Below are 24,473 nucleotides of genomic sequence, written 5' to 3'. Positions count from 1 at the left end.
GGCCAGATTGGGGACACACATGGACATGCAAACCAGCGTGCTCAAGCCGCGCCTGTCGTTCTGGCAGTTGTGGAACATGAGCTTCGGCTTCTTCGGCATCCAGTTCGGCTTCGCACTGCAGAACGCCAATACCAGCCGCATCTTCGCCACGCTCGGCGCCAACCCCGACGACCTCGCCCTGTTCTGGCTTGCCGCGCCGGTCACCGGCTTGCTGGTGCAGCCCATCATCGGCTACCTGAGCGACAACACCTGGCACCCGAAGTGGGGCCGCCGCCGTCCCTTCTTCTTCATCGGCGCCGTGCTGGCCGCGATCGCGCTGTTCCTGATGCCGAACTCCGCCACCCTGTGGATGGCCGTGGCCGTGCTGTGGCTGATGGACGCCGCCATCAACGTGTCGATGGAACCCTTCCGCGCCTTCGTCGGCGACAAGCTGGACGCCTCGCAGCAGACCGCGGGCTATGCGATGCAGACCTTCTTCATCGGCTGCGGCGCGGTGATCGCCTCGCTGCTGCCGACCATCTTCGAATCCATGGGCGTCTCGAACGCCGCCGTGGGCGGCATGATCCCGGACACCGTGCGCTACTCGTTCTACGCCGGCGGCGCGGTGTTCTTCCTGGCCGTCACCTGGACCGTGCTGACCGCCGACGAACTGCCGCCGGCCGACCTGGACAGCTTCCACAAAGAGCGCCAGCAGTCGCGCGGCCTCGGCCACGCGTTCACCGAAATCATCGGCGGCTTCGGCAAGATGCCGCGCACCATGGTGCAGCTGGCCTTCGTGCAGTTCTTCACCTGGATCGCGCTGTTCGCGATGTGGATCTACACCGGCAGCGCCATCGCCGACAACGTCTACGGCACCACCGACGCCCAGTCGACCGCCTACCAGGACGCCGGCAGCTGGGTCGGCATCATGTTCGCCGTCTACAGCGGCGTGTCGGCCCTGGCCGCCTTCATCCTGCCGGTGTTCGCCCGCGCCACCAGCCGCAAGACCGTGCACGCCGTCTGCCTGGCGGTCGGCGGCCTGAGCCTGGCCAGCGTCTTCCTGATCCACGACAAGCACGCGCTGATGATCCCGATGATCGGCGTCGGCCTGGCCTGGGCCTCGATCCTGACCATGCCCTATGCGATCCTGGCGGGCTCGCTGCCGGCCAAGCGCATGGGCTACTTCATGGGCTTGTTTAACTTCTTCGTCGTGATCCCGCAGATCGTCAGCGGCCTGCTGCTGGGCTTCGTCACCAAGCACTTCTTCGCCGGCCATACCGTCAAGACCCTGATGCTGGGCGGCGCCAGCATGCTGCTGGCGGCCGTGCTGACCCTGTTCGTGACCGACAAGGCCGCACCGGTCAAGAGCACCCCTTAAGCCTGCGCCATCCATTTTGCTCCTGTCGTATCGTAACGTTTTATCAACATCTTCATGTTGCAACGTATGATAGACAGGAGCACAGCATGACTATCCAGACCGTCGCGACCACGCCGTTTGCCGGGCAGCGCCCGGGCACGTCTGGCCTGCGCAAGAAGGTGACCGAGTTCCAGCAGCCCGGCTACCTCGAAAATTTCGTTGAAGCTATTTTCCTGACACTCGGCGAAGGCGCCGAGCGTAGCCTGGTGGTGGGCGGCGACGGCCGCTACTTCAACCGCCAGGCGGTCCAGACCATCCTGCGCATGGCGGCCGCCCACGGAATCGAGCGGGTGCTGGTCGGCCGCGGCGGCATCCTTTCCACGCCGGCCGTGAGCTGCGTGATCCGCAAGCACGCCGCCTTCGGCGGCATCGTGCTGTCCGCCAGCCACAATCCGGGCGGCCCGGACGGCGACTTCGGCATCAAGTACAACATCGAGAACGGCGGACCCGCGCCGGAAAAAATCACCGAAGCGATCTTCGCCAACACGCAAACCCTCACCGCCTACCGCATCAGCGACGCGCCGCCCGTCGACCTCGACGTACTCGGGACGACGCGCATCGAGAACATGGTGGTCGAGGTGATCGACCCGGTCGCCGACTACGCCGGGCTGATGGCGCGCCTGTTCGACTTCGACGCCATCCGCGCCCTGTTCGCGCGCGGCTTCAGCATGCGCTTCGACGCCATGCACGCGGTCTCGGGACCCTACGCCCACGCCATCCTCGAGGGCATGCTGGGTGCGCCCTCCGGCACCGTCATCAACGGCGTGCCGCGCGAGGACTTCGGCGGCGGCCACCCGGACCCGAACCCGGTCAACGCGGCCGAGCTGATCGCCCTGATGAACGGCCCCGGCGCGCCTGACTTCGGCGCCGCCTCGGACGGCGACGGCGACCGCAACATGATCGTCGGCCGCCGCCTGGCCGTGACGCCATCGGACAGCCTCGCCATCATCGCCGCCAACGCCACCGTGGCCCCCGGCTACAAGCACGGCATCAGCGGCATCGCGCGCTCCATGCCCACCTCCACCGCCGCCGACCGGGTGGCCGATGCGCTCGGCATTTCCTGCTTCGAGACGCCGACCGGCTGGAAGTACTTCGGCAACCTGATGGACGCCAACCTCGTCACCCTGTGCGGCGAGGAGAGCTACGGCACCGGCTCGCACCACATCCGCGAGAAGGACGGCCTGTGGGCCGTGCTGTTCTGGCTCAACCTGCTGGCCGCGAGCGGCAAGGGCGTGGAGCAGATCGTGCGCGAGCACTGGGCCCGTTTCGGCCGCAACTACTATTCGCGCCATGACTACGAAGCGGTCGACGCCGGCGCCGCCGACCAGATGATGCAGGCGCTGCGCGAGCAGCTGCCCGAGCTGGCCGGCCGCAGGCTCGACGGCCACCACGTGGCCGAGGCCGACGACTTCGTCTACAACGACCCGGTCGACGGCTCGGTCGCCACGCGCCAGGGCATCCGCATCATCATGAGCGACGGGTCGCGCATCGTGTTCCGCCTGTCCGGCACCGGCACCGAAGGCGCCACCATCCGTCTTTACCTGGAACGCTACGAACCCGATCCCGCGCGCCACGACCTCGACACCCAGGAAGCCTTGCGCCGCCTGGCCGAGATCGCGGACGACATTTCCGGCCTGCGCCGGCGCACCGGCCGGGAGAGCCCGACCGTGATCACCTGACCATCCACCCACCACACAGGAAACCCGCATGAAACTTCCCGTCCTTGCCGCCTCCCTGCTGCTGGCCTTCGGCGCCGCCCACGCGCCCATGGCCGCTGCCCAGACCGCGCCCGCGCCAGCCAATGCGCAGGCCAAGCCTTTCGTCTGGGAGAACGCGACCGTCTACTTCCTGCTGACGGACCGCTTCAACAACGGCAACCCGGCAAACGACGGCGCCTACGGCCGCAAGCAGGACGCGGCCAAGCTGCGCGGTTTCATGGGCGGCGACCTGGCCGGCGTCACGGCCAAGATCCGCGAGGGCTACTTCAAGAACCTGGGCGTGGACGCGATCTGGATCACGCCGCCGGTGGAGCAGATCCACGCCGGCACCGATGAAGGCACGGGCAAGAGCTACGGCTTCCACGGCTACTGGGCCAAGGACTTCACGGCGGTCGACGCTGCCCTCGGCACCGAGGACGACATGCGCACCCTGGTCGACACCGCCCACGCCAACGGCATCCGCGTGATCCTGGACGTGGTGATGAACCACACCGGCCCGGTCACGGCGCAGGACCCGGCCTGGCCGAAGTCCTGGGTGCGCACCGGCCCCAAGTGCACGTTCAAGGATGCGCGCACCACCCAGGACTGCACCCTGGTCGACAACCTGCCGGACTTCCTCACCCACAGCAACGCCGCCGTCGAGCTGCCGCCGATGCTGGCGGCGAAGTGGAAGAAGGAAGGGCGCTACGAGCGCGAAGTGAAGGAGCTCGACGCCTTCTTCAAGCGCACCGGCTATCCGCGTGCGCCGCGCTTCTACCTGGTCAAGTGGCACGCCGACTGGGTGCGCAAGTACGGCTTCGACGGCTTCCGCGCCGACACCGTCAAGCACACCGAAGCCGGCGTGTGGAAGGAGCTGAAGAAGGAAGCCAGCCTGGCCTATGAAGACTGGAAGAAGGCCAATCCTGCGAAAAAGCTCGGCGATACGCCGTTCTGGATGGTGTCCGAAGTCTACGGCTACGCGATCGGCCACGGCCACAAGTACGACCTGGGCGGCGGCGACTTCGTCGACTACCTGGCCAACGGCTTCGACAGCATGATCAACTTCGCCATGAAGTCGGACGCGGCCCAGGGCTACGAAAAGCTGTTCTCCAGCTACTCGAGCATCCTGCACGGCGACATGAAGGGCTATTCGGTGCTGAACTACATCAGCTCGCACGACGACGGCGGCCCCTTCGACGCCATGCGCGTGCGTCCTTTCGAGTCCGCCAACAAGCTGTTGCTGGCGCCGGGCGCGGCCCAGATCTACTACGGCGACGAGACCGCGCGCCTGCTCAAGATCGAGGGCGCGGTGGGCGACGCCACGCTGCGCTCGTTCATGAACTGGGACGAACTGGCGGCCAACGCCCAGCGCGGCACCACCCGGGTGGGCGAGGTGCACGAGCACTGGGCGCGCCTGGGCCGCTTCCGCGCGGCGCACCCGGCGGTGGGGGCGGGCGTGCACCAGATGATCCATCACAGCCCTTATACCTTCAAGCGTACCTGGAGCCAGGGTGGCCACAGCGACCGTGTGGTGGTGGCGCTCGAGCTGCCGGCCGACAAGGCGGTGGCGATTCCGGTGGGCGGCGTGTTCAACGACGGGCAAACCGTGCGCGACTGGTACTCGGGCAAGACCGCCGTGGTCAAGGACGGCAAGGTGCAGTTCGACAGCCGCAGCCCGGTGGCGCTGATCGCGCAGGACTGATCTGTCGTAAAACCGCCCCTGGTGGGGTAGGGGCGGGTGCGTGCGGGGCAGGTGGTGTGCGCAGAAACTTGGGTTCCGGCCTTCGCCGGAACGACGTTCTTAAGTCGCCGGTTGAGATTGTTTGCCTTAGTCCGCACCCCTTGCACGTCGTTCCGGCGAAGGCCGGAACCCAAGTTTGCGTGCACAGCCACGGCACTACCTAGCAACCCCACCGGTTTTTCTGTCCAACGATCAATGGTATCCTACCGCGATGACCGTCGATCCCACCCCCGAACTGAAACCCACCCGCGCGGCCTTCGCCGACGGCCCGCGCCTGCTGGCCGACATCGGCGCGACCCATGCGCGCTTTGGCCTGGAAACCGCACCCGGCGTGCTGAGCAAGGTCGCCGTGCTGCGCTGCGACGAGTATTCCGGCATCGTGCCGCTGCTGGACGCCTACCTGGCGCAGATCCAGGGCACCCGCATCCTGCACGCCGCGTTCGCGCTGGCCAACCCGATCAGCGGCGACACCATCCGCATGACCAACCGCGACTGGCAGTTCTCGACCGACGAGGTGCGCCGCACGCTCGGCCTGTCGACGCTGCTGATCGTGAACGACTTCACCGCGCTGGCGATGGCGCTGCCGGGCTTCCAGCCCAAGGACCTGCTGCAGGTCGGCGGCGGCGCGCCGCAGAGCCATGCGGTGGCCGGCCTGCTCGGCCCCGGCACTGGCCTGGGCGTGTCGGGCGTGATCCCGACCATGGACGGCTTCGTCACGCTCGGCTCGGAGGGCGGCCACGTCAACTTCGCCCCGGCCGACGAGCGCGAGTTCGCCATCCTGCAGTACGCCTGGCGCGAGTGGCAGCACGTCTCGAACGAACGCCTGATCTCCGGCCCCGGCATGGAGATCATCTACCGCGCCCTGGCCCAGCGCAACGGCGTCAATGCGCCGCCGCGCGACGCGGCCGCCATCGTGGCCGGCGCGCTTGAGGCGGAAGACCCGCTGTGCCTGGAAGTGCTGGAATGCTTCTGCGGCATGCTGGGCGGCGCGGCCGCCAACCTGGCGGTGACCCTGGGCGCCTTCGGCGGCATCTTCATCGGCGGCGGCATCGTCCCGCGCATCGCCGAATGGTTCGCCACGTCGCCCTTCCGCGCCCGTTTCGAGGCCAAGGGCCGCTTCACCGACTACCTGGCGCAGATCCCGACCTACGTGATCATGACGCCCAACCCGGCCCTGTACGGCGTGTCGACGATCCTGTCCGAGCACCTGCGCGGCCGCAGCGGCGCCAACACCCTGATGGACCGCGTGCAGCAGCTGCGCCACGAACTCTCGCCGGCCGAGCAGCGCGTCGCGGCGCTCGTCATCGAGCATCCGCGCAAGGTCCTGTCCGAACCGATCGCCGAGATCGCGCGCCTGGCCGACGTCAGCCAGCCGACCGTGATCCGCTTCTGCCGCTCGCTGGGCTTCCAGGGCCTGGCCGAGTTCAAGCTCAAGTTCGCCGGCAGCCTGACCGGCACCATCCCGGTGCGCCACAGCCAGGTGCGCATGAGCGACAGCACCCACGACCTGTCGGCCAAGGTGATCGACAACACCGTGTCGGCGATCCTGAAGTTCCGCGACCAGCTCGACGTGCACGCCATCGACCGCGCCATCGAGATCCTGCGCCGTGCGCGTCGGGTCGAGTTCTACGCGATGGGCAATTCGCGCGCGGTGGCGCTGGACGCCCAGCACAAGTTCTTCCGCTTCCGCATTCCGGCCGCGCTGTACGGCGACTCGCACCTGCTCAACCTGGCCGCCGGCCTGCTCGGGCCGGGCGACGTGGCGATCGCGATCTCCACCGCCGGCCAGCTGCCCGAGCTGCTGGAGGCGGTCGACACCGCGCGCGCCGCGGGCGCCGAGGTCATCGCCATCACCAGCAGCAAGTCGGCGCTGGCCAAGAAGGCCAACGTCTGCCTGGCGGTCGACCATACCGAGGACAGCACGACCTTCTTGTCGATGATCTCGCGCATCCTGCAGCTGCTGCTGGTCGACATCATGTCGGTCGGGATCTCGCTGGGCGCGCAAGGTGAGGGCAGCCAGGCCGACATCGAAGAGCGCAGGCTGCTGATCTCGCACCTCGACATCTGAGCGCGCACGGGAGCGTGCCGGTCATCGACGCGTCACATCCCGTCATTACATTTGCTGCACGATCAACTCGATGGAGTGCAACGTGCAGCAACGCTTCTTGCCGTCTTTTTCTCGCCTGATTCCTCTCCTGGCCACCGCCGCGGTCCTCGCCGCTTGCGGCGGCAGCGACAGTCCGGACCTGCAGAATCCCGGCGCCGCCTGGCCGCCCATGCCGACCGTGACCGGCCACCGCGGCGCCTCCGCGCTGCGTCCGGAGCACACGCTGGCGGCCTACCAGAAGGCCATCGAGGACGGCGCCGACGTGGTCGAGCCGGACCTCGTTTCCACTAAAGACGGCGTGCTGGTGGCGCGCCACGAGAACGAGATCTCGGGCACGACCAACGTGGCGACCCTGTCCCAGTTTGCTGCGCGCAAGACCACCAAGACCATCGACGGCGTCGCGGTGACCGGCTGGTTCACCGAAGACTTCACCCTGGCGGAACTGAAGACCCTGCGTGCCCGCGAGCGCATTCCGGCCAACCGTCCGGCCAACGTGAGCTACAACGACCAGTTCGAGATCCCGACCCTGCAGGAAGTGATCGACCTGGTGCGGCGCGAAGGCGAGGTGCGCGGCAAGGTGATCGGCATCTATCCCGAGACCAAGCACCCGACCTACTTCAAGTCGATCGGCCTGCCGATGGAGCGGCGGCTGGTCGACACCTTGCTGGCCAACGGCTATCGCGGCAAGCAGGCGGCGGTGTTCATCCAGTCCTTCGAGACGGCCAACCTCAAGGAACTGCGGACGATGACGGACATGCGGCTGGTGCAGCTGATCGATAGTCCGGCGAATGCGCCTTACGATTTCGTCGCGGCGAAGACCGGGCGTACCTATGCCGACCTGATCACGCCGGCCGGGCTGAAGGAGATCGCGGCCTACGCGGACGTGGTGTCGCCCTACAAGGAGATCATCATACCGCGCACGGCGGCGAACGAGCTGGGGACGCCGACGTCGTTTGTCGCCGACGCGCATGCGGCGGGGCTGAAGGTGCACACCTGGACGCTGAGGCCGGAGAATCCCTTCCTGCCGCTGAGCCTGCGGGCGGCGCCGGTAACGTCGCCGAGCCAGCGGGGTAATGCGGTTGCCGAGATCCTGGCGTATCTGAATGCGGGGATCGATGGGTTCTTTACCGATGATCCGGCGGTGGGAAGGGCGGCGGTGAACGCGTTCGTCAAAAAATAAAGTAAGTGGTTTGCACTGAAACTTGGATTCCGGCCAAGGCCGGAACCCAAGTTCAACCTCAGCGCAGATACGGAGCGACATTGGTCGCCACGCGCTCGATCTCTTCCTTCGTCAACGGCAGCGCCTTGAACGCAGCCCACGCTTCGCGCGGATGCATGTTGGTCGGCGTGACCGCATCCGACCCATACAGCACCTTGTCGACCCCCACCATCCGGATCCGCTGCACCATCTCGCGCGCGTGCTCCGGCGTGATATCGGGCGTGGCGATCGACGCCACGTCGAAGTAGAGCTGGCGCGTATTCGGATCGCGCCGCGCCGCCGCCTCGGCGAACACGCGCATCACCTCGTTCGCCGGCGGGTCTTCGTAGCCCGGACCGGCGCCGGCGAAGTGCGCCACCTGCACAGTGATGTCGGTCGCCAGCGGCATCAGCTGTTCGAGGAAGGCGCGGGCCTGGGCCTCGCCATACGAGCGCTTGAGCGAGATCGAGGCGCGCAGGTGGATGGCGATCGCCATGCGGTGGCGGTTGGCCGCGCGGAAGACCTCTTTCAGCCTGGCGATGTGTTCCGGCTTGTCGAGCTGCACATCAGAATTCCCGAAGTGCATCTTGATCCCGTGCCGCAGGTGCTTGTGCGCGGCGCAGCGTTCCAGCTCGGCCAGCGCGTAGTCCTTGAGCGGATTGAAACCGCAGAAGGCGCGCAGGCGGTCCGGGTACCTGGCCACCTGGGCGGCGGTCCAGTCGTTCTCCGCCTTGACCTTGCCGTACTCGTCCTCGATCACGCGCGAGGGCCGCCCGAACATGTAGGCCACCGACATGACCGCCGCGCGGCGGATGCCGGCCTTGTCCAGGTGGCCGACCAGGTCGTCGGCCGACAGCAGCTGCGGTCCGGTCGGGCCGGGCTTGATCAGGTCGATGATGGGCGGGCTGAACAGGTGCTGGTGATGGTCGGCGGACGGCTGGGCGGCGACGGCCAGCGGAAGGGCGAAGGCAAGGCCGGCTGCAAGGCGGCGGAACAGCGAAGGCATGGCGGGTCCTGGGCAAGATTGGATGATCCAGCCTAGCGCCGGATTGCCGGACTGTCCATTACAAATGGATACATACGGTGCCTGCCGGCAGCGCGGCGTCGCAGCGGTGCGTCACCGGCCGGGGGCTTCTGTTATGGTTTTGGCATCCAGACATCGATAGCGAAGGAGGCGGCATGGAACGATACCTGATCGTTTACCGAGGATCGACCGTCGACGAGGCGGAAGGCCCGCAACACGACCCCGCACGCTGGGACGCGTGGTTCAGCGCGCTCGGTTCCGCCCTGGTCGAGCGCGGCGGCCTGGCGCACAGCAGCGTCGAGGTGCCGAGCCGCCTGCGCGGCCCGAAGCTCAACAGCGCTTCGCTCTCGGGCTATTCGGTGATCATGGCGGCGGATTTCAACGACGCCGTGCGGCTGGCGGAGGAATGCCCGATCTTCGACGAGAAAGGCTCGGTCGAGATCGCGCGGCTGACGAGCCAGCAGTAATCAGACGAAAGGGGTGAGGGTGATGCGCAGCAGCTGGGAATATTCGCTGACCCCCATCGCCTTGGCCATGTAGCTGGCCGCCCCCAGCAGGGAGGCGCGCATGCGGTCGGCCTCGACCGGCACCTCGGTCATCACCACGGCCGGGACGTCCTGCAGGTGCGGGACCGAGCGGATGAACTTCAGCACTTCGAAGCCGTCGATCTTCGGCATGCGCACGTCGAGCAGGATCAGGCCGAAATCGCGGGATGTCGGCGCGCTCGAGGACGCGCCCAGCATTTCGATCGCTTGCTCCGCATCCGGGATGTGCACGACGGGATTCGTGATCCCGCATTGACCGAGAGCCAGGATGGTGAGGTCGGCATCGAGCTGGCTATCCTCGATTAATAGAATCGTATCGCACATCCGAACGATTGTATTCCGCACAACAGAAGCGGCGCGCACGATTGCGGATCGTTCGGCGCGCCGGCTGCTTTGCGCTTATTCGGCCACGAACACCACCGCCGTACGCGGCGGCACCGTGAAGCTGCCGCTGGCGCTGTCGAAGCGCGCCTGTTTCGCACGCTGGTCGGCCGCTCCCTGGGCCAGGTGGACCGGATGCAGCACCAGGCGCTTGCCGCGCAGGGTTTCGTCCGTCACGACATGCTCCACCTTGTCCACGTTCACCAGGTAGCTCAAGCCCGCGAAGCGCGCGCCCGGGTAGCCCTTGCCGTCCAGCCAGGCCGCCAGCACGGTCGCTTCCTGCTGCGGGCCGGTGTTGAAGAAGCGCAGGCGCTGGACGATGTCCTGGCTGGTACGCAGGCGGAACAGGGTCGAGCTGGCGCGGATGCGCAGCAGGTCGCGGAAGGCGTCGCGCGCGAAGGCGATGTCGGCGGGCGCCGGCTTGATCGCGGTATTCGCCAGGTAGGGCTTGAGCAGCGCCCAGTCCTTGCCGTTGTCGTCCTGCGGCGGCAGGCCGGTGCCGAAGTAGTTGTCCTGGTAGCTCCAGTCGATGCGGTTGAACCAGTCGCCCGAATTGAAGCTGTTGCGGTCCAGGGACTTGGAGCGCAGGGTGTCGATGCCCGCGTGATAGTAGGCCACGCCCTGGCTGAAGGCATTGATCGCCATGCCCAGCACCTGCACGCGCGCGCGCTCGGCGGCCGGCGTGTCCAGCGGGAGCTTGAGCACGTTGGCGTCGAACAGGGTCTGGTTGTCGTGGTTCTCGACGTAGTTCACCACTTCGCCCGGCTGGCTGGCGTAGCCGGCCGGCTGGTTGCCGTAGGCGATCTCCTGCAGCGGACGCACGCGGTCGTCGAAGCTGCGCAGCGGGTAGGGACGTACCGAACCGGCCAGGCCGACGCGGATCAGGTCCGCGGCGCGCAGCAGGTCGGCCTTCTGGTGCATGCCGCCCTGGGCGTTCGGATCGTAGACCAGGCCGTTGATGTAGCCCTGGCGGCTGACCATCGCTTCGCCCGAGTCGCCGGCCGAACCGCCGCGCACGGCGTCGCGCGCGCGGTCGCTGAAGGTGCCGATGCCGGAGCCGTTCAGCGACAGCTGCGAGGCCTGCACGAAGCGCGCGCCGTCCGCCACTTCGCCGAAGTTCCAGCCTTCGCCGATCAGCTGCACCTGGCGGCCCGCGGCCTTGTTCACGCGCTGCTGCAGGCGCTCCATCGCCGCACGCGGCTGGTGGCCCATCAGGTCGAAGCGGAAGGAGTCGATCTTGTAGTGGCGAGTCCAGAGCTCGGCCGAGTCGATCATGAGCTTGGCCATCATCGTGTTCTCGGTGGCCGTGTTGTCGCAGCAGGTCGAGCGCTCGATCGCGCCGAGCGCGTTGAGGCGGTGGTAGTAGCCGGGCACGATGCGGTCCAGCACCGACTTCTCGTTCTGGCCCGCGATGAAGGTGTGGTTGTAGACAACGTCGGTGCCGACGCGCAGGCCGGCCTTGTGCAGGTCCATCACCATCTGGCGGAACTCGAGCACGCGGCGCGCGCCGTCTGCCGGGTCGCTGGAATAGCTGCCTTCCGGGGCGTTGTAGTGGTAGGGATCGTAGCCCCAGTTGAAACAGTCAGTATCGGCGGTCTTGCGCACCAGGGCCTGCTGGCTTTCGCCGTCCGGCGCACCGGACGGCTGCGGCACCGCGCAGTTCTGCTCCGGCACGCTGCCCAGGTCGTAGACCGGCAGCAGGTGGATGTCGGTCAGTCCGGCCTTGGCCAGCGCCGCCAGGTGCTTCATGCCGTTCGAACCGGTCTCGCCGAAGGCCGTGTACTTGCCGCGCTTCGCTTCCGGCACGCTCGGGTCGTTGATCGAGAAGTCGCGCACGTGCAGCTCGTAGATGACCATGTCGGTCTGGGCCTTGACCGTGTTCGGGGCGCGCGTCTTGTCCCAGCCTTTCGGCTTGAGCTTGGGCGAATTCAGGTCGGCGATGTAGCTGCGCTTGGAGTCGGTGGTGAGGCTGACGGAATAAGGATCGGTGACGAGGTTGCGCACCACGCCCATGCCGTCGACCACGACGTCGACCGCGTATTTGTAGTAGCTGCCCGACAGGTCGCGCGCGACCCGGGCGCTCCAGGCGCCGGTGCGCGGGTCCAGCTTCATGTCCTGCACGGCGCTGGCGCGGCCGGTGGCGCTGTCGTAGGTGCAGACGGCGACCTGTTGCGCGGTCGGGGCCCACAGCTTGAAGGAGGTGGCCTTCGCCGTGGGCGTGGCGCCGAGGTCGCCGATCTTCCCGGCGGCGGCGTACAGGTCGTCGAGGGCGCCCGCCACCTGCAGGCGGGTAGCGGCGCGCACCGTGCCGTCCGGCGCTTCGTGCACCAGCACCAGCTGTTCGCGGTGCAGGGCGGGCAGCCTGGACAGGTCGGCGTCGCGCACGGTCAGCACGGGGCCGCTGGTCACGTATTTGAAGCGCTCGGCGGCGGCCCTGGATGCGGGGATGGCCGCCACCTCGAGCGCCACGAAACCGGCCGCACCCTCGACCTTGGCGCCCGGCTTCGCAAGGATGCCGGCGGTGGGCGAGTGGTAGAGGCGGTAGCTGCCGTTGAGCGGGCTGCCGGGCCAGCGGATCATGTGGCGGTCGAGCCAGACGGCGCGGGCTTCCAGGGTGGCGCCGGAGGCGTGCAGGACTTGCTGGAAGCCGGGATTGTCGCAGGCGTCGAGCGGGACGGCGGCGTAGGCTGGCGAAGCCAGGGCGAGCGCGCCCAGGAGAGTGTAGCGAAGTTGTTGGCTCATCGTGTAGGGTGGACGGGTTCCCCGTCCACGCGTTCAAGCGGCCCGGGTACTGCCGTCACAGGAAATGAAATTGGAGCTGGTTGGACGCGTGGACGGCAAAGCCGTCCACCCTACGGATTACGCGCCGGTCGGGCGATAGTTGTCGACCATCTTGTAGCGCGTCGCGTACCAGCCGAAGACGATCGCTGCCAGCAGCGCGAAGCCCGCGAAGAAGTACATCTGGAAGGCCATCACGCCCACGCCCGAAGTCTCGATGTGGGCGATCACGGCCTCGTTCTTGACGCCCGCGTTCACGATCAGCACCCACAGGTTGCCGACGGTGACGGCCAGGTACCACAGCGCCATGATCACGCCCTTCATCGAGGCCGGAGCCTGGCTGTACGCGAATTCCAGGCCGGTGGCCGAGACCAGCACCTCGCCCAGGGTCAGCAGGGCGTAGGGCAGGATCTGCCAGGCGATCGAGACCGGGTCGCCCGCATCGAGCTGCACCTGCAGGTTGCCGACCACGACCCAGGCCGCCGCCGACAGGGCGATGCCGGTCGTCATGCGGCGCAGCGGGGTCGGCTCCAGGCCGATGGCGCGCAGCAGCGGGAACAGGGCGAAGTTGTTGAAGGGGATGAGGATCATCACCAGCAGCGGATTCAGGGCCTGCATCTGGGCCGGGATGATGGTGAAGGTCGAGCCGAACAGGCTGACTTCGTTGCTCATGGCGTTGGCCTGCACGATCCAGGTCGAGGCCTTCTGGTCGAACAGCGACCAGAACGGGGTGACCAGGCCGAACACGATCAGGATGCGCAGCACGGCGCGCACGCCGTCCACCGCTTCGGCGGGATGCTGGGCGCGGGCGCGCTCCAGCTGCATCGAGGCGCCGATGCCCACGAACGCCAGCAGCAGCACCAGCGCGGTGCAGGCGGCGATCACGAAGCCCCACTTGGGCGTCATGGCGAGCGAGACCACGGCGGCGATGGCGCCGACGGCGGCCACGATCAAACCGGGGCGGCCCTGGCCGGGCGCCTGGGCCAGCAGGGCGGTGCGCACCACGCGCAGGAAGGAATGCGGATTGCTCGGCGCCGGCGGCACGTGCACGTACTTGCGCTTGCCGCTCCACAGGACCATGGTGGCGATGAACATCAGGATGCCCGGGATGCCGAAGGCCACCGAGGGACCGTAGTCGCGCAGGAAGATCGGCATCAGCAGCGAAGCGAAGAAGGAGCCGAAGTTGATGATCCAGTAGAAGGCGTCGAACACCACCTTGGCCTTGTCCTTGTTGGTCTTGTCGAACTGGTCGCCCACGAACGAGGCCACCAGCGGCTTGATGCCGCCCGAGCCGAAGGCGATCAGGAACAGGCCGAAGTAGAAACCGTTGACGCTGTCCTCGAACAGGGCCAGGCAGGCGTGGCCGGCGCAGTAGATCAGGCTGAACCAGAAGATGGTGTTGTACTTGCCGTAGTAGCGGTCGGCCAGCCAGCCGCCCAGCAGCGGGAAGAAGTACACGCCCATCATGAAGGTGTGGAAGACGTGCTTGGCCTCGCCGGCGCGCTCGGACTCGGCCACGAACAGCAGCAGGGTCGAGATCAGGAAGGGCGTCAGGATGTTGCGCATCCCGTAGAAGCTGAAGCGTTCGCAGCCCTCGTTGGCGATGATATAGGGGATCTGCCGCGGCATGCGCCCGGCGCTGTCCGTGGAGACGGTGGTAGTGGCGGTGGCTGGTGAAGTCATGGCTTCGTTTTCCCGTTTTTGCGAAACAAACGCGATCCTATGCCGAGGCTGAGCTACTTTGCAATAAAAATATCTTGCCGACACCTCAGGTAGCGTAGGTGTTACGTAGTTTAGTTACTTGGCATGTGTTGCGCCGATGCAAATAATATTTGCAAGTTGTTGAAATTAAACGAATAAGTGTAATTTAAGGTCGTAGGGATTGAATTGTAAAGTTTTCATACCTCATGTATATTCGCTAGAAATTCCAACCGGACCTCAGCCATGACCCAGACCAATCCGAACTGGTGGCGCGAAGCCATCATCTACCAGGTTTATCCGCGCAGCTACCTCGACACCAACGGCGACGGCGTGGGCGACCTGGCCGGCATCACCGAAAAACTCGACTACATTGCCAGCCTGGGCGTGGACATCGTCTGGCTGTCTCCTTTCTTCAAGTCGCCCATGAAGGACTTCGGCTACGACATCGCCGACTACTGCGACGTCGACCCGCTGTTCGGCACCCTGGCCGACTTCGACCGCCTGGTCGCCAGGGCCCACAGCCTGGGCCTGAAGATCATGATCGACCAGGTGATGTCGCACACCGCCGACACCCATCCCTGGTTCGTCGAGAGCCGCTCCAGCCGCGAGAACCCGAAGTCGGACTGGTATGTCTGGGCCGATCCGCTCCCGGATGGCAACCCGCCCAATAACTGGCTGTCGGTCTTCGGCGGCTCGGCATGGCAGTGGGACACCCGCCGCAAGCAGTACTACATGCACAACTTCCTGGTGAGCCAGCCGCAACTGAACTTCCACAACCCGGAAGTGCAGCAAGCCCACCTGGACGCCCAGCGTTTCTGGCTCGAGCGCGGCGTCGACGGCGTGCGCATGGACGCCTGCGTATTCCACTTCCACGACCGCCAGCTGCGCAGCAATCCGCCGGCCCTGGTGCGCGACACTTCGACCGTCACGGACGTGAACCCCTACGGCATGCAGGCGCACATCTACGACAAGACCCAGCCCGAGAACATCGCCTTCCTGCAGAGGGTGCGCGCCCAGCTGAACGAATTCGGCGCGGTCTCGATCGGCGAAGTCAGCTCGGACGACGCGCTGGAACAGATGGCCGAGTACACCGAAGGCGGCGACAAGCTGCACATGGCCTACAGCTTCAACCTGCTCACGCCGGTGTTCACGGCGGCGCATATCCGCAAGCAGGTCGAGGAATTCAACGAGCGCGTCAAGGACGGCTGGGCCTCCTGGTCGGTCGGCAACCACGACGCCATCCGCGTCATGACCCGCTGGGGCGGTTCCAACCCGACGCCTGCGCTGGGCAAGCTGGTGCTGGCGATGCAGCTCTCGCTCAAGGGCACGCCTTGCCTGTACCAGGGCGACGAACTGGCGCTGGTGGAAGCGGACGTGCCTTACGAACTGCTGCAGGATCCTTATGGCATCACCTTCTGGCCCGAGTTCAAGGGCCGCGACGGCTGCCGCACCCCGATGCCCTGGACCGGCGAGGCGCCGAACGGCGGCTTCACGACCGGCAAGCCATGGCTGCCGGTGGCCGAGCCTCATCTGGCCGCCAACGTCGAGCAGCAGGACAAGGATCCGCAGTCGATGCTGAACTTCCAGCGCCGCTTCATCGCCTGGCGCCGCAGCATGCCGCAGCTGACCCGCGGCGAGATCGACTTCTTCGACGCGCCGGAACCGGTGCTGGCCCTGCGCCGTCACGCCGAGGGCATGGACAGCGTGCTGGCCGCCTTCAATCTGTCGGACCGCGAAGTCAGCTTCGACTGGCCGGAGACTGCCGGTGCTTCGGTGCTGGATACGCACGGCCTGCAGGGTGATGCGAAAGGGGGCAAGGTAACCTTGCCGCCTTACGGCGCCTGGTTCGGCAGCGTAGCGAGCCGCTGATGGGCAGCCAGCAAGAGCAGGATAAATTTGCCCGTGCGGCGTTTGCCGACGGTCCGCGCTTGCTGGCAGATATCGGGGCGACCCACGCGCGCTTCGCGCTGCAGACCGCACCGGGCCAGTTCCGCTCGGTGAGCGTGCTGCGCTGCGACGACTTCCCGGGCATCGTCCCGCTGCTGCGCCACTACCTGCAGGACCACGCGGACGTCACCCTGCACCACGCCGCCTTCGCGGTGGCCAACCCGATCAGCGGCGACTACGTGCGCATGACCAACCGCGCCTGGGAGTTCTCCACCGACGCGGTGCGGCGCGAGCTGGGCCTGTCGACCCTCCTGATCGTCAACGACTTCACTGCGCTCGCCATGGCGATCCCGGGCTTCGCCCAGGAAGACCTGATGCAGGTGGGGCAGGGCAAGCCGGCTTCGAACGCCGTGATCGGCGTGCTGGGGCCGGGCACGGGCCTCGGCGTGTCGGGTGTGATTCCGACGGCGGACGGCTTCGTCACCCTCGGTTCGGAGGGCGGTCACGTGAACTTCGCGCCGGCCGACGAGCGCGAATTCGCGATCCTGCAGTACGCCTGGCGCGAGTGGCAGCACGTCTCGAACGAGCGCCTGATCTCCGGGCCGGGGATGGAAATCATCTACCGCGCGCTCGCGCAACGCAATGGCGTGCAGGCGCCGCCGCGCACGGCGGCCGCCATCGTGGCCGGCGCGCTGGAGGCGGACGATCCGCTGTGCCTGGAAGTGCTGGAATGCTTCTGCGGCATGCTGGGCGGCGCGGCCGCCAACCTGGCGGTGACCCTGGGCGCCTTCGGCGGCATCTTCATCGGCGGCGGCATCGTGCCGCGCATGGGCGAGTGGTTCGCCCGTTCGCCGTTCCGTGCGCGCTTCGAGGCCAAGGGGCGCTTCTCGACCTATTTGCAGGACATCCCGACCTACGTCATCACGACGCCGAACCCGGCCTTCCATGGCGTCGCGACCATCCTGGCCGAGCACCTGCGCGGCAGGAGCGGCGCCAACACGCTGATGGACCGCGTCCAGCAGCTGCGCCACGAACTCTCGCCGGCCGAACAGCGAGTGGCCACCCTGGTCATCGAGCAGCCGCGCCTGGTGCTCAACGAACCGATCGCCGAGATCGCCCGTCTGGCGGATGTCAGCCAGCCGACCGTGATCCGCTTCTGCCGCTCGCTGGGCTTCCAGGGGCTGGCCGAGTTCAAGCTCAAGTTCGCGTCCAGCCTGACCGGCTCGATTCCGGTGCGGCACAGCCAGGTGCGCACCAGCGACAGTACGCACGATTTATCGGCCAAGGTGATCGACAACACGGTGTCGGCGATCCTGCGTTTCCGCGACCAGCTGGACGTGCGCTCGCTGGACCGCGCCATCGAGCTGGTGAGCAAGGCAAGACGGGTCGAGTTCTACGCGATGGGCAATGCGCGCGCGGTGGCGCTGGATGGCCAGCACAAGTTCTTCCGCTTCCGGATTCCTACGGCGCTGTATGGCGATGCGCATCTGTTCAAGCTGGCCGCCGAGCTGCTGGGGCCCGGGGATGTGGTGATCGCGGTGTCGAATTCGGGGAATCTGCAGGAACTGCTGGACGCGGCGGATGCGGCGCGTGCGGTGGGCGCGGACGTGATCGCGATCAGCAACAGCCAGTCGCCGCTGGCGCGCAAGGCCACGGTCTGCCTGGCGGTGGATCATGCGGAGGACAGCACCAGCTTCCTGTCGATGATTTCGCGCATCCTGCAACTGCTGCTCATCGACATCATGGCGGTGGGGATTTCAGTGGATGGCCAGCATGGGCAGGGCGAGGAGCCGCATCGGCTCTTGATCTCGCACCTCGATAGCTGACAACACGACAGTTAGCCCATAAACCGTCGTTCCGGCGAAGGCCGGAACCCAAGTTCTGCATGCGCTATCGAGACGCTAAACTTGGACCCCGGCCTTCGCCGGGGAGACGGTTTTTCGGCTAACTGGAAAGGTTCAATCCGCGCTCTTGAGCTCCACGCGCTTGATCTTGCGCCGCCACTCCTGCACGCTCAGGAGCGTATCCGTCTCCGCATCCTCGACCAAAATCTCATCCCCCGTCTGCGACACCAGGAAGCTCTCGCGCCGGCGCACGTCCTCGGCGCGGTTCTCGACAAAAGTCAGCTGGTAGTACTTCTTGCCGTTGATCTCACGCGGAATAGGATCGTCCTCGATCACCGCGCCATGCGCCTTGCCGCCCGAGCGCTTTTCGATCTGCGCCGACCAGGCCTTCAGTTCCGGCAGTTCGAGCAGCGAGTTCATGGCCTGCTCTTTCGTGCGCACTGCCGGCGCAGCCGGTTTCTCGGCGGCCGGTTGCGGCGGCGCCTCGCGCTCGGCGCGCTTGCAGCCGGCAAAGGCACAGGCGAGCGCCAGCGATACGGCCAGCAGGCGCAGGGAAGAGGGAAGAGCGGCGCGATTGGACATGAGAAGCCTCGTAAGGTGAGGCGGTCATACTAAACGATGACTGTCCGCGCGGCAACAGATGAGCTGGCTTGGTCTAGCGGAAGTAAAAGCTGCCGTGGACCGAGACACCGGGCTCGACGTAGACCGGACGCGGCCGCACGTACACCGGTCGCGGCTCCACGTAATAGACCACCGGTTCCTCGTAGCGGTAGCGGTCGTGATAGGCATGACGCGGCGCGCGGCACTTGCGCTTTTCCTTGTAGTCGCCATTGCGCTTGAACTTGCGCTCGACCTTGCAGTGGCCGTCCCAATAGGTTTCCTTGTATTCGCGCTGGTAGTGGCCGTGGCCGCGCTCGTGCTTCCACGAATCGGCGCTGGCCGGGGCGTGGACGGCGAGCAGCAGGGCGGGCAGCACGAACATCGAGAGAGGTTTCATAAATCGTCCCGGTTTGATGGATGTCTTTTCGCCAATGTAGCCCTTGAAGGCGAACCTTGCCGTCACTGCGACGAAACAGATGTAAGCAAATGTGTCGACCAGGTCAGGCCGGCAGCGCGATCTCGCTGCGCAGGAAATCGAACATCGCCTTCATGCGCCCAAGGTAGCGGGTATCCGGATGGGCCAGCGCCCACAAGCCGATGTCCAGTTCGGGCAGCGGCCCGTCGACAATGACGGCCTGCGGATGCTCGCGCAGCACCGCGAGCGGCACGATGCCCACGCCCATCCCGTTGACGACCGCGCCGCCGACCGCCAGCAGGTTGCTGAGCCGGTGCCGCGGCGCCAGCTTGGGATAGCGCTGGCGGCGCCAGTACTGGGACGGATGGTCGGGCAGGCTGTCGTCGAGCGCGATCCAGTCCATCTCGCTGTAATGGCGGCCTTCGGGCTGGGCGGCCAGGTAATCCTTGCCGGCGTAGACCGCCGAACGCATGGTGCCGAGCCGGATACCGACCAGGTGCTCGGGCGGCGCGGAAGTCACGCGGATGGCGATGTCCGCGTCGCGCTGGCTCAGGTTGGCGAGCACGTTGGTGGTGACCAGCTCCAGCTTGATACGCGGATAAGCGGCGCTGAAGCGCGGCAGCACCGGCAGCAGGACGCTGTGCAGCAGGGTGTCGGTCATGGTGAGGCGCAGCGCGCCGGAGGGCTCGGCGGCCTGGTCGAACGCCGCTTCGCGCGCTTCCTCGAGCTGGGCTTCGATCCGCTCCGCGTGGCTGGCCAGGGTGCGCCCGAGTTCCGTCGCGAGATAGCCCTGGCGGCCGCGCTCGAATAGCAGCTCGCCGATGTCCTTCTCGATGCGCTTGATCGAGCGGAACACCGTCGACGTATCGACCTTCAGGCGCTCGGCCGCCCCGGCCAGGGTGCGGCCGCGCTGCAGAGCCAGGATGATTTCCAGGTCGGGCAAGCCAAGCTTCGATTGCATCTTTGCATATGGCGATTTCATGGATGCCTATTTTACTTGCATTCATGCATAGCTATGCTCATCCCATCCCAACCACCGAACCCAAGGAGCCATCATGACCGACCCTCGTACCTTGTCGACCGCCGCACTGCTGCTGCGTCTCTTCCTCGGCGCCGTGTGGCTGTCCCACGCCTGCCTGACCCTGGCGGCCGTCCACGTTCCCGGCATCGCCGGCTTCCTGGCGGAGCAGGGAATGCCCACGCCCTTGAGCTGGCCGGCGGGGCTGCTGGAGATGGCCGGCGGTCTGCTGCTGCTGTTCGGCTTCCACGGACGCGCGGCATCCTTCGCCATGCTGGCCCTGCTGGCGGGCGCGCTCCCCGGCCCCGCCGGCAATGGCTACGCGCTGTTCCTGGCGGCCGTCTCGATCATCCATCTCCTGGCCGGCGACGGCGAGCACCTGGTCCGCACAATGCAAAAAGCCCGCAAGGCGTGAACCTTGCGGGCTTTCCGTGGGGTCGGCGCGGTTGCCCGCGCCGGGCTCCAGAGGCAATTACATCATGCCGTCCATGCCGCCCATGCCACCCATACCGCCCATGCCGCCCATGCCGCCGGCCGGCTTGTCTTCAACGACTTCCGAGACCATGCAGTCGGTGGTCAGCATCAGGCCGGCGATCGAGGCTGCGTTCTGCAGCGCCGAGCGGGTGACCTTGGCCGGATCCAGCACGCCCATTTCGACCATGTCGCCGTAGGTGCCGTTGGCGGCGTTGTAGCCGTAGTTGCCCGAGCCGTTCAGGACGGCGGCGACCACGACCGACGGCTCTTCGCCGGCGTTCTGGACGATCATGCGCAGCGGCTCTTCCATGGCGCGCAGGACGATCTTGATGCCTGCGTCCTGGTCCGGGTTGTCGCCCTTGATGTCCAGCGAAGCGCGTGCGCGCAGCAGTGCCACGCCGCCGCCCGGGACGATGCCTTCTTCAACGGCGGCGCGGGTTGCGTGCAGCGCGTCTTCCACGCGTGCCTTCTTCTCTTTCATCTCGACTTCGGTGGCTGCACCGACGCGGATCACGGCAACGCCGCCGGCCAGCTTGGCCACGCGCTCTTGCAGCTTTTCACGGTCGTAGTCCGAGGTCGCTTCTTCGATCTGGACGCGGACCATCTTGACGCGCGCTTCGATCGCTTCAGCCGAACCGGCGCCGTCGATGATGATGGTGTTTTCCTTGCCCACTTCGATGCGCTTGGCCTGGCCCAGTTCCTGCAGGGTCACCTTTTCCAGGGTCAGGCCGACTTCTTCGGCGATCACCTGGCCACCGGTCAGGATGGCGATGTCTTCCAGCATGGCCTTGCGGCGGTCGCCGAAGCCCGGAGCCTTGACGGCGACGGTCTTCAGGATGCCACGGATGTTGTTGACCACCAGGGTCGCCAGGGCTTCGCCTTCGATGTCTTCAGCGATGATCACCAGCGGACGGCCGGCCTTGGCCACTTGCTCCAGCACCGGCAGCAGGTCGCGGATGTTCGAGATCTTCTTGTCGCACAGCAGGACGAACGGATTCTCGTGGACGGCGACTTGCTTGTCCGGGTTGTTGATGAAGTACGGCGACAGGTAGCCGCGGTCGAACTGCATGCCTTCCACGATGTCCAGTTCGTCGTTCAGCGACTTGCCGTCTTCGACGGTGATGACGCCTTCCTTACCGACTTTTTCCATCGCCTCGGCGATGCGCTCGCCGATCGAGGTTTCCGAGTTGGCCGAGATGGCGCCAACCTGGGCGATTTCCTTCGAGGTGGTGGTCGGCTTGGCGATCTTCTTCAGCTCTTCGACGGTCGCTGCGACGGCCTTGTCGATGCCGCGCTTCAGGTCCATCGGGTTCATGCCGGCGGCAACGAACTTCATGCCTTCGCGGACGATGGCTTGTGCCAGCACGGTCGCGGTGGTGGTGCCGTCACCGGCGTTGTCGCTGGTCTTCGAAGCGACTTCCTTGACCATCTGCGCGCCCATGTTCTGGAGCTTGTCTTTCAGTTCGATCTCTTTGGCGACCGAGACGCCGTCCTTGGTCACGGTCGGGGCGCCGAACGAGCGCTCCAGCACGACGTTGCGGCCTTTCGGGCCCAGGGTGACCTTGACCGCGTTGGCCAGGACGTTGACGCCTTCAACCATCTTGGCGCGTGCGATATCGCCAAACACTACTTCTTTAGCTGCCATGTTCTGTATCTCCGAATGATTCGTGAATGTGTGTCAGGGAGGGGATTACTGTGCCACGACGGCCATGATGTCTTCTTCGCGCATCACCAGCAGTTCTTCGCCGTTGACCTTGACGGCCTGGCCGGAGTACTTGCCGAACAGGACGCGGTCGCCGACCTTCACTTCCAGCGGACGAACCTGGCCGTTATCCTGCACTTTGCCGTTGCCGACGGCGAGCACCTCACCCTGGTCCGGCTTCTCGGCGGCTGCATCAGGGATGATCAGGCCGGATGCGGTCTTGGTTTCCTGGTCGAGACGCTTCACGATAACGCGATCGTGCAGAGGACGAAGGTTCATGCAAAACTCCTTATCTTTCAATGGTTTGACTAGCTATCAATTGCCCCCGCATCAGGTTTTGTCGCCTGACTGCGTCGGCTGCAAAGAGTTGTTAGCACTCTCTACTAACGAGTGCTAATTATAGGGACGATAATTTGTCATTTCAAGCCACAGTGTGGCTTGTTTAACTGATCTTTTTGCGATGGCACAATCTAATGGAGGGATGTGCCCGCTCCTGGCACTTGTCTGAGTGCCAAGCCGGGCAGGGTACACCCTGCGGCGCTTTCATGCCGCACGCATGTGCCGCACGGTTCGCCGCACCGGCTGGTATTGACATTTGTGCAGCGATTCGGTTGACGGAAAAACCATCTCAGTCCTATAGTGTCGAATGATTTCCGAATTCCAAGACCTCTCAGACAAAATCGACCGGCTCGCCCAGCTGACCCAGTCGCTGCGTGCCGAGAATTACCTGCTGCGCCAGGCCAACCACTTGCTGAGCGTCGAGAACGTCGCCTTCAAGGAGCGGCTGCAGGAAGCCCAGCGCCGCGTGGAAGCGCTGCTCGGGCAGCTGCCGCCGGCCCCTGAGGCGGACGAGGGCGGTGCGGACGAAAGCGAGGCCACCCAATGATCCATCTCGACGTCACCATCATGGGCCAGCCCTACCGCCTGGCCTGCCGCGAGGGCGAGGAGCGCACCCTGCGCGAAGCCGTCCATTACCTCGACGGCAAGATGTGCGCGCTGCGCGATTCGGGCAAGGTCAAGGGCACGGACCGCATCGCTGTCATGGCCGCGCTGTCGGTCGCGGCCGAATTCCTGTCGGTGAAATCGCCACAGGGCCCGCTGTCGGACATGTCCATCCTCGAAGTCAAGCAGAAGCTGGAAGCCATGCACACGGTGCTGGATAAGGCCCTCGCTCCGCAGGAAAATCTGTCCTGACGGTCAAAACCGTTTGACATGCCGGGCCAAGGGAGTAAACTGCGCACTACCCTGCGGTGTTCGAGATTTGCCATATATTCCTTGAACCATTCTTACGCATAGGTTGTGGAACACGTTCGATGGGCGTGAGCGTCGCTAGTCCGACGAACCCGAAATTGATCTGACCGCGACCACCTTGAACCGTTCTGGTTCGGGATGCCGGCAGAAACGGCACAGGCGGGGCAATAATACACAGGCGGTTGCGCACTCGGTACGCAACCGCTTTTCTTTTGCGCGCTGCCACCGGCGCGTTTGTTTTTGTCAGGAGGCGCCATGCGCTATTGGCTGCTCAAATCCGAGCCGGACGACATCAGCATCGACGACATCGCCGCGGAACCAGCGCGCAGCTTCGCATGGACCGGCATCCGGAATTACCAGGCAAGGAACTTCCTGCGCGAGATGCAGGTGGGCGATCTGGCCTTCTTCTACCACTCCAGCTGCGCCGAGATCGGCATCGCCGGCGTCGTCGAGATCGTCGGCACCACGTATCCGGACCCGACCCAGTTCGACGAAAGCAGCCGCTATTTCGACCCCAAGGCCACGCCGGAAAACCCCAGGTGGCTCTCGGTCGAGATCCGCTACGTAAGGAAGACCCGCCTGCTGCCCCTGGGCGAGCTGAAAAGCCACCACGAGCTGGAGGGGATGAAGCTGCTGGCCAAAGGCAGCCGCCTGTCGGTCTCGCCGGTGGAAGCCGCCGAGTGGCGCTTCATCGAAGGCTTGTTCCGGGCTTAA

Annotated in this window: 21 protein-coding genes and 1 other RNA gene; 13 read left to right on the top strand and 9 right to left on the bottom strand. The window is 65.8% G+C overall.

The window, feature by feature from the left end; all coding sequences use genetic code 11:
* Window positions 1-19: 19 nt before the first annotated feature.
* From KBW95_RS17770 to KBW95_RS17750, 5 genes are all read left to right on the top strand, one after another.
* Window positions 20-1,357, top strand: a complete 1,338-nt coding sequence (locus KBW95_RS17770) for an MFS transporter (RefSeq protein WP_211525491.1) — start codon at window positions 20-22, stop codon at window positions 1,355-1,357.
* A gap of 86 nt (window positions 1,358-1,443) precedes the next feature.
* Window positions 1,444-3,075 carry an alpha-D-glucose phosphate-specific phosphoglucomutase gene (locus tag KBW95_RS17765; protein WP_211528915.1) on the top strand — a complete coding sequence of 544 codons (1,632 nt, stop codon included), beginning with the start codon at window positions 1,444-1,446 and terminating at the stop codon, window positions 3,073-3,075.
* A 28-nt stretch (window positions 3,076-3,103) separates the two neighbouring features.
* Entirely contained in the window at window positions 3,104-4,795 is a 1,692-nt protein-coding gene (locus KBW95_RS17760; protein WP_211528914.1) for an alpha-amylase family glycosyl hydrolase, read from the top strand.
* Window positions 4,796-5,045: 250 nt separating this feature from the next.
* Window positions 5,046-6,902, top strand: coding sequence for a glucokinase (locus KBW95_RS17755; RefSeq protein ID WP_211528913.1), 1,857 nt, complete (start codon window positions 5,046-5,048; stop codon window positions 6,900-6,902).
* 70 nt (window positions 6,903-6,972) lie between these two features.
* Complete coding sequence (locus tag KBW95_RS17750) at window positions 6,973-8,121, top strand: glycerophosphodiester phosphodiesterase (RefSeq protein WP_211528912.1); 1,149 nt, start codon at window positions 6,973-6,975, stop codon at window positions 8,119-8,121.
* A 58-nt stretch (window positions 8,122-8,179) separates the two neighbouring features.
* Here the strand turns inward: KBW95_RS17750 and KBW95_RS17745 are convergent, their stop codons facing one another.
* Window positions 8,180-9,145, bottom strand: a complete 966-nt coding sequence (locus KBW95_RS17745) for an amidohydrolase family protein (protein WP_229429847.1) — start codon at window positions 9,143-9,145, stop codon at window positions 8,180-8,182.
* A 173-nt stretch (window positions 9,146-9,318) separates the two neighbouring features.
* Between KBW95_RS17745 and KBW95_RS17740 the strand changes: the two genes are divergently transcribed.
* Window positions 9,319-9,630 (top strand): hypothetical protein, encoded by a 312-nt coding sequence (locus tag KBW95_RS17740; protein ID WP_211525496.1) that lies wholly within the window; start codon window positions 9,319-9,321, stop codon window positions 9,628-9,630.
* On the opposite strand, the gene KBW95_RS17735 is transcribed toward KBW95_RS17740, so the two are convergent.
* From KBW95_RS17735 to KBW95_RS17725, 3 genes are all read right to left on the bottom strand, one after another.
* On the bottom strand, window positions 9,631-10,032 hold the full coding sequence (locus KBW95_RS17735; RefSeq protein ID WP_211528911.1) for a response regulator: 402 nt from the start codon (window positions 10,030-10,032) through the stop codon (window positions 9,631-9,633). It abuts the gene before it with no gap.
* A 75-nt stretch (window positions 10,033-10,107) separates the two neighbouring features.
* Entirely contained in the window at window positions 10,108-12,831 is a 2,724-nt protein-coding gene (locus KBW95_RS17730; RefSeq protein ID WP_211528910.1) for an alpha-1,6-glucosidase domain-containing protein, read from the bottom strand.
* 117 nt (window positions 12,832-12,948) lie between these two features.
* Window positions 12,949-14,550: an oligopeptide:H+ symporter gene (locus tag KBW95_RS17725; protein ID WP_373888819.1), complete on the bottom strand. Its 1,602-nt coding sequence runs from the start codon at window positions 14,548-14,550 to the stop codon at window positions 12,949-12,951.
* Window positions 14,551-14,811: 261 nt separating this feature from the next.
* Between KBW95_RS17725 and KBW95_RS17720 the strand changes: the two genes are divergently transcribed.
* Window positions 14,812-16,437: an alpha-glucosidase gene (locus tag KBW95_RS17720; RefSeq protein ID WP_211525499.1), complete on the top strand. Its 1,626-nt coding sequence runs from the start codon at window positions 14,812-14,814 to the stop codon at window positions 16,435-16,437.
* Entirely contained in the window at window positions 16,437-18,281 is a 1,845-nt protein-coding gene (locus KBW95_RS17715) for a glucokinase (RefSeq protein ID WP_211525500.1), read from the top strand. The genes KBW95_RS17720 and KBW95_RS17715 overlap by 1 nt, the downstream gene beginning before the upstream one ends.
* Before the next feature lie 132 nt (window positions 18,282-18,413).
* On the opposite strand, the gene KBW95_RS17710 is transcribed toward KBW95_RS17715, so the two are convergent.
* From KBW95_RS17710 to KBW95_RS17700, 3 genes are all read right to left on the bottom strand, one after another.
* Window positions 18,414-18,881 carry a hypothetical protein gene (locus KBW95_RS17710; RefSeq protein WP_211528909.1) on the bottom strand — a complete coding sequence of 156 codons (468 nt, stop codon included), beginning with the start codon at window positions 18,879-18,881 and terminating at the stop codon, window positions 18,414-18,416.
* 73 nt (window positions 18,882-18,954) lie between these two features.
* Window positions 18,955-19,296 carry a hypothetical protein gene (locus tag KBW95_RS17705; RefSeq protein WP_229429846.1) on the bottom strand — a complete coding sequence of 114 codons (342 nt, stop codon included), beginning with the start codon at window positions 19,294-19,296 and terminating at the stop codon, window positions 18,955-18,957.
* A 103-nt stretch (window positions 19,297-19,399) separates the two neighbouring features.
* Window positions 19,400-20,275 (bottom strand): LysR family transcriptional regulator, encoded by an 876-nt coding sequence (locus KBW95_RS17700; RefSeq protein WP_229429845.1) that lies wholly within the window; start codon window positions 20,273-20,275, stop codon window positions 19,400-19,402.
* A gap of 94 nt (window positions 20,276-20,369) precedes the next feature.
* On the opposite strand from KBW95_RS17700, the gene KBW95_RS17695 reads away from it, so the two are divergent.
* A complete protein-coding gene (locus KBW95_RS17695; protein ID WP_211528907.1) occupies window positions 20,370-20,747 on the top strand; it encodes a DoxX family protein in 378 nt (125 codons plus the stop codon).
* A gap of 57 nt (window positions 20,748-20,804) precedes the next feature.
* On the opposite strand, the gene groL is transcribed toward KBW95_RS17695, so the two are convergent.
* Together groL and groES are read right to left on the bottom strand one after the other, a co-directional pair.
* On the bottom strand, window positions 20,805-22,451 hold the full coding sequence (groL, locus tag KBW95_RS17690) for a chaperonin GroEL (RefSeq protein WP_211525504.1): 1,647 nt from the start codon (window positions 22,449-22,451) through the stop codon (window positions 20,805-20,807).
* A gap of 45 nt (window positions 22,452-22,496) precedes the next feature.
* Window positions 22,497-22,787 carry a co-chaperone GroES gene (gene groES / locus KBW95_RS17685; RefSeq protein ID WP_005665652.1) on the bottom strand — a complete coding sequence of 97 codons (291 nt, stop codon included), beginning with the start codon at window positions 22,785-22,787 and terminating at the stop codon, window positions 22,497-22,499.
* Between the two features lie 367 nt (window positions 22,788-23,154).
* On the opposite strand from groES, the gene KBW95_RS17680 reads away from it, so the two are divergent.
* From KBW95_RS17680 to KBW95_RS17665, 4 genes are all read left to right on the top strand, one after another.
* A complete protein-coding gene (locus KBW95_RS17680) occupies window positions 23,155-23,394 on the top strand; it encodes a hypothetical protein (RefSeq protein WP_211525505.1) in 240 nt (79 codons plus the stop codon).
* On the top strand, window positions 23,391-23,702 hold the full coding sequence (locus KBW95_RS17675; RefSeq protein ID WP_211525506.1) for a cell division protein ZapA: 312 nt from the start codon (window positions 23,391-23,393) through the stop codon (window positions 23,700-23,702). The genes KBW95_RS17680 and KBW95_RS17675 overlap by 4 nt, the downstream gene beginning before the upstream one ends.
* 45 nt (window positions 23,703-23,747) lie before the next feature.
* Window positions 23,748-23,929, top strand: a non-coding RNA gene (gene ssrS, locus KBW95_RS17670) — 6S RNA.
* Window positions 23,930-24,014: 85 nt separating this feature from the next.
* Complete coding sequence (locus KBW95_RS17665; protein ID WP_211528906.1) at window positions 24,015-24,473, top strand: EVE domain-containing protein; 459 nt, start codon at window positions 24,015-24,017, stop codon at window positions 24,471-24,473.

It is taken from the genome of Massilia sp. ZL223 (assembly GCF_018119395.1).
GTDB lineage: Bacteria > Pseudomonadota > Gammaproteobacteria > Burkholderiales > Burkholderiaceae_D > Telluria.
Note: the sequence above shows the minus strand (reverse complement) of the source record. Positions and strands in the feature narration are given on the sequence as shown.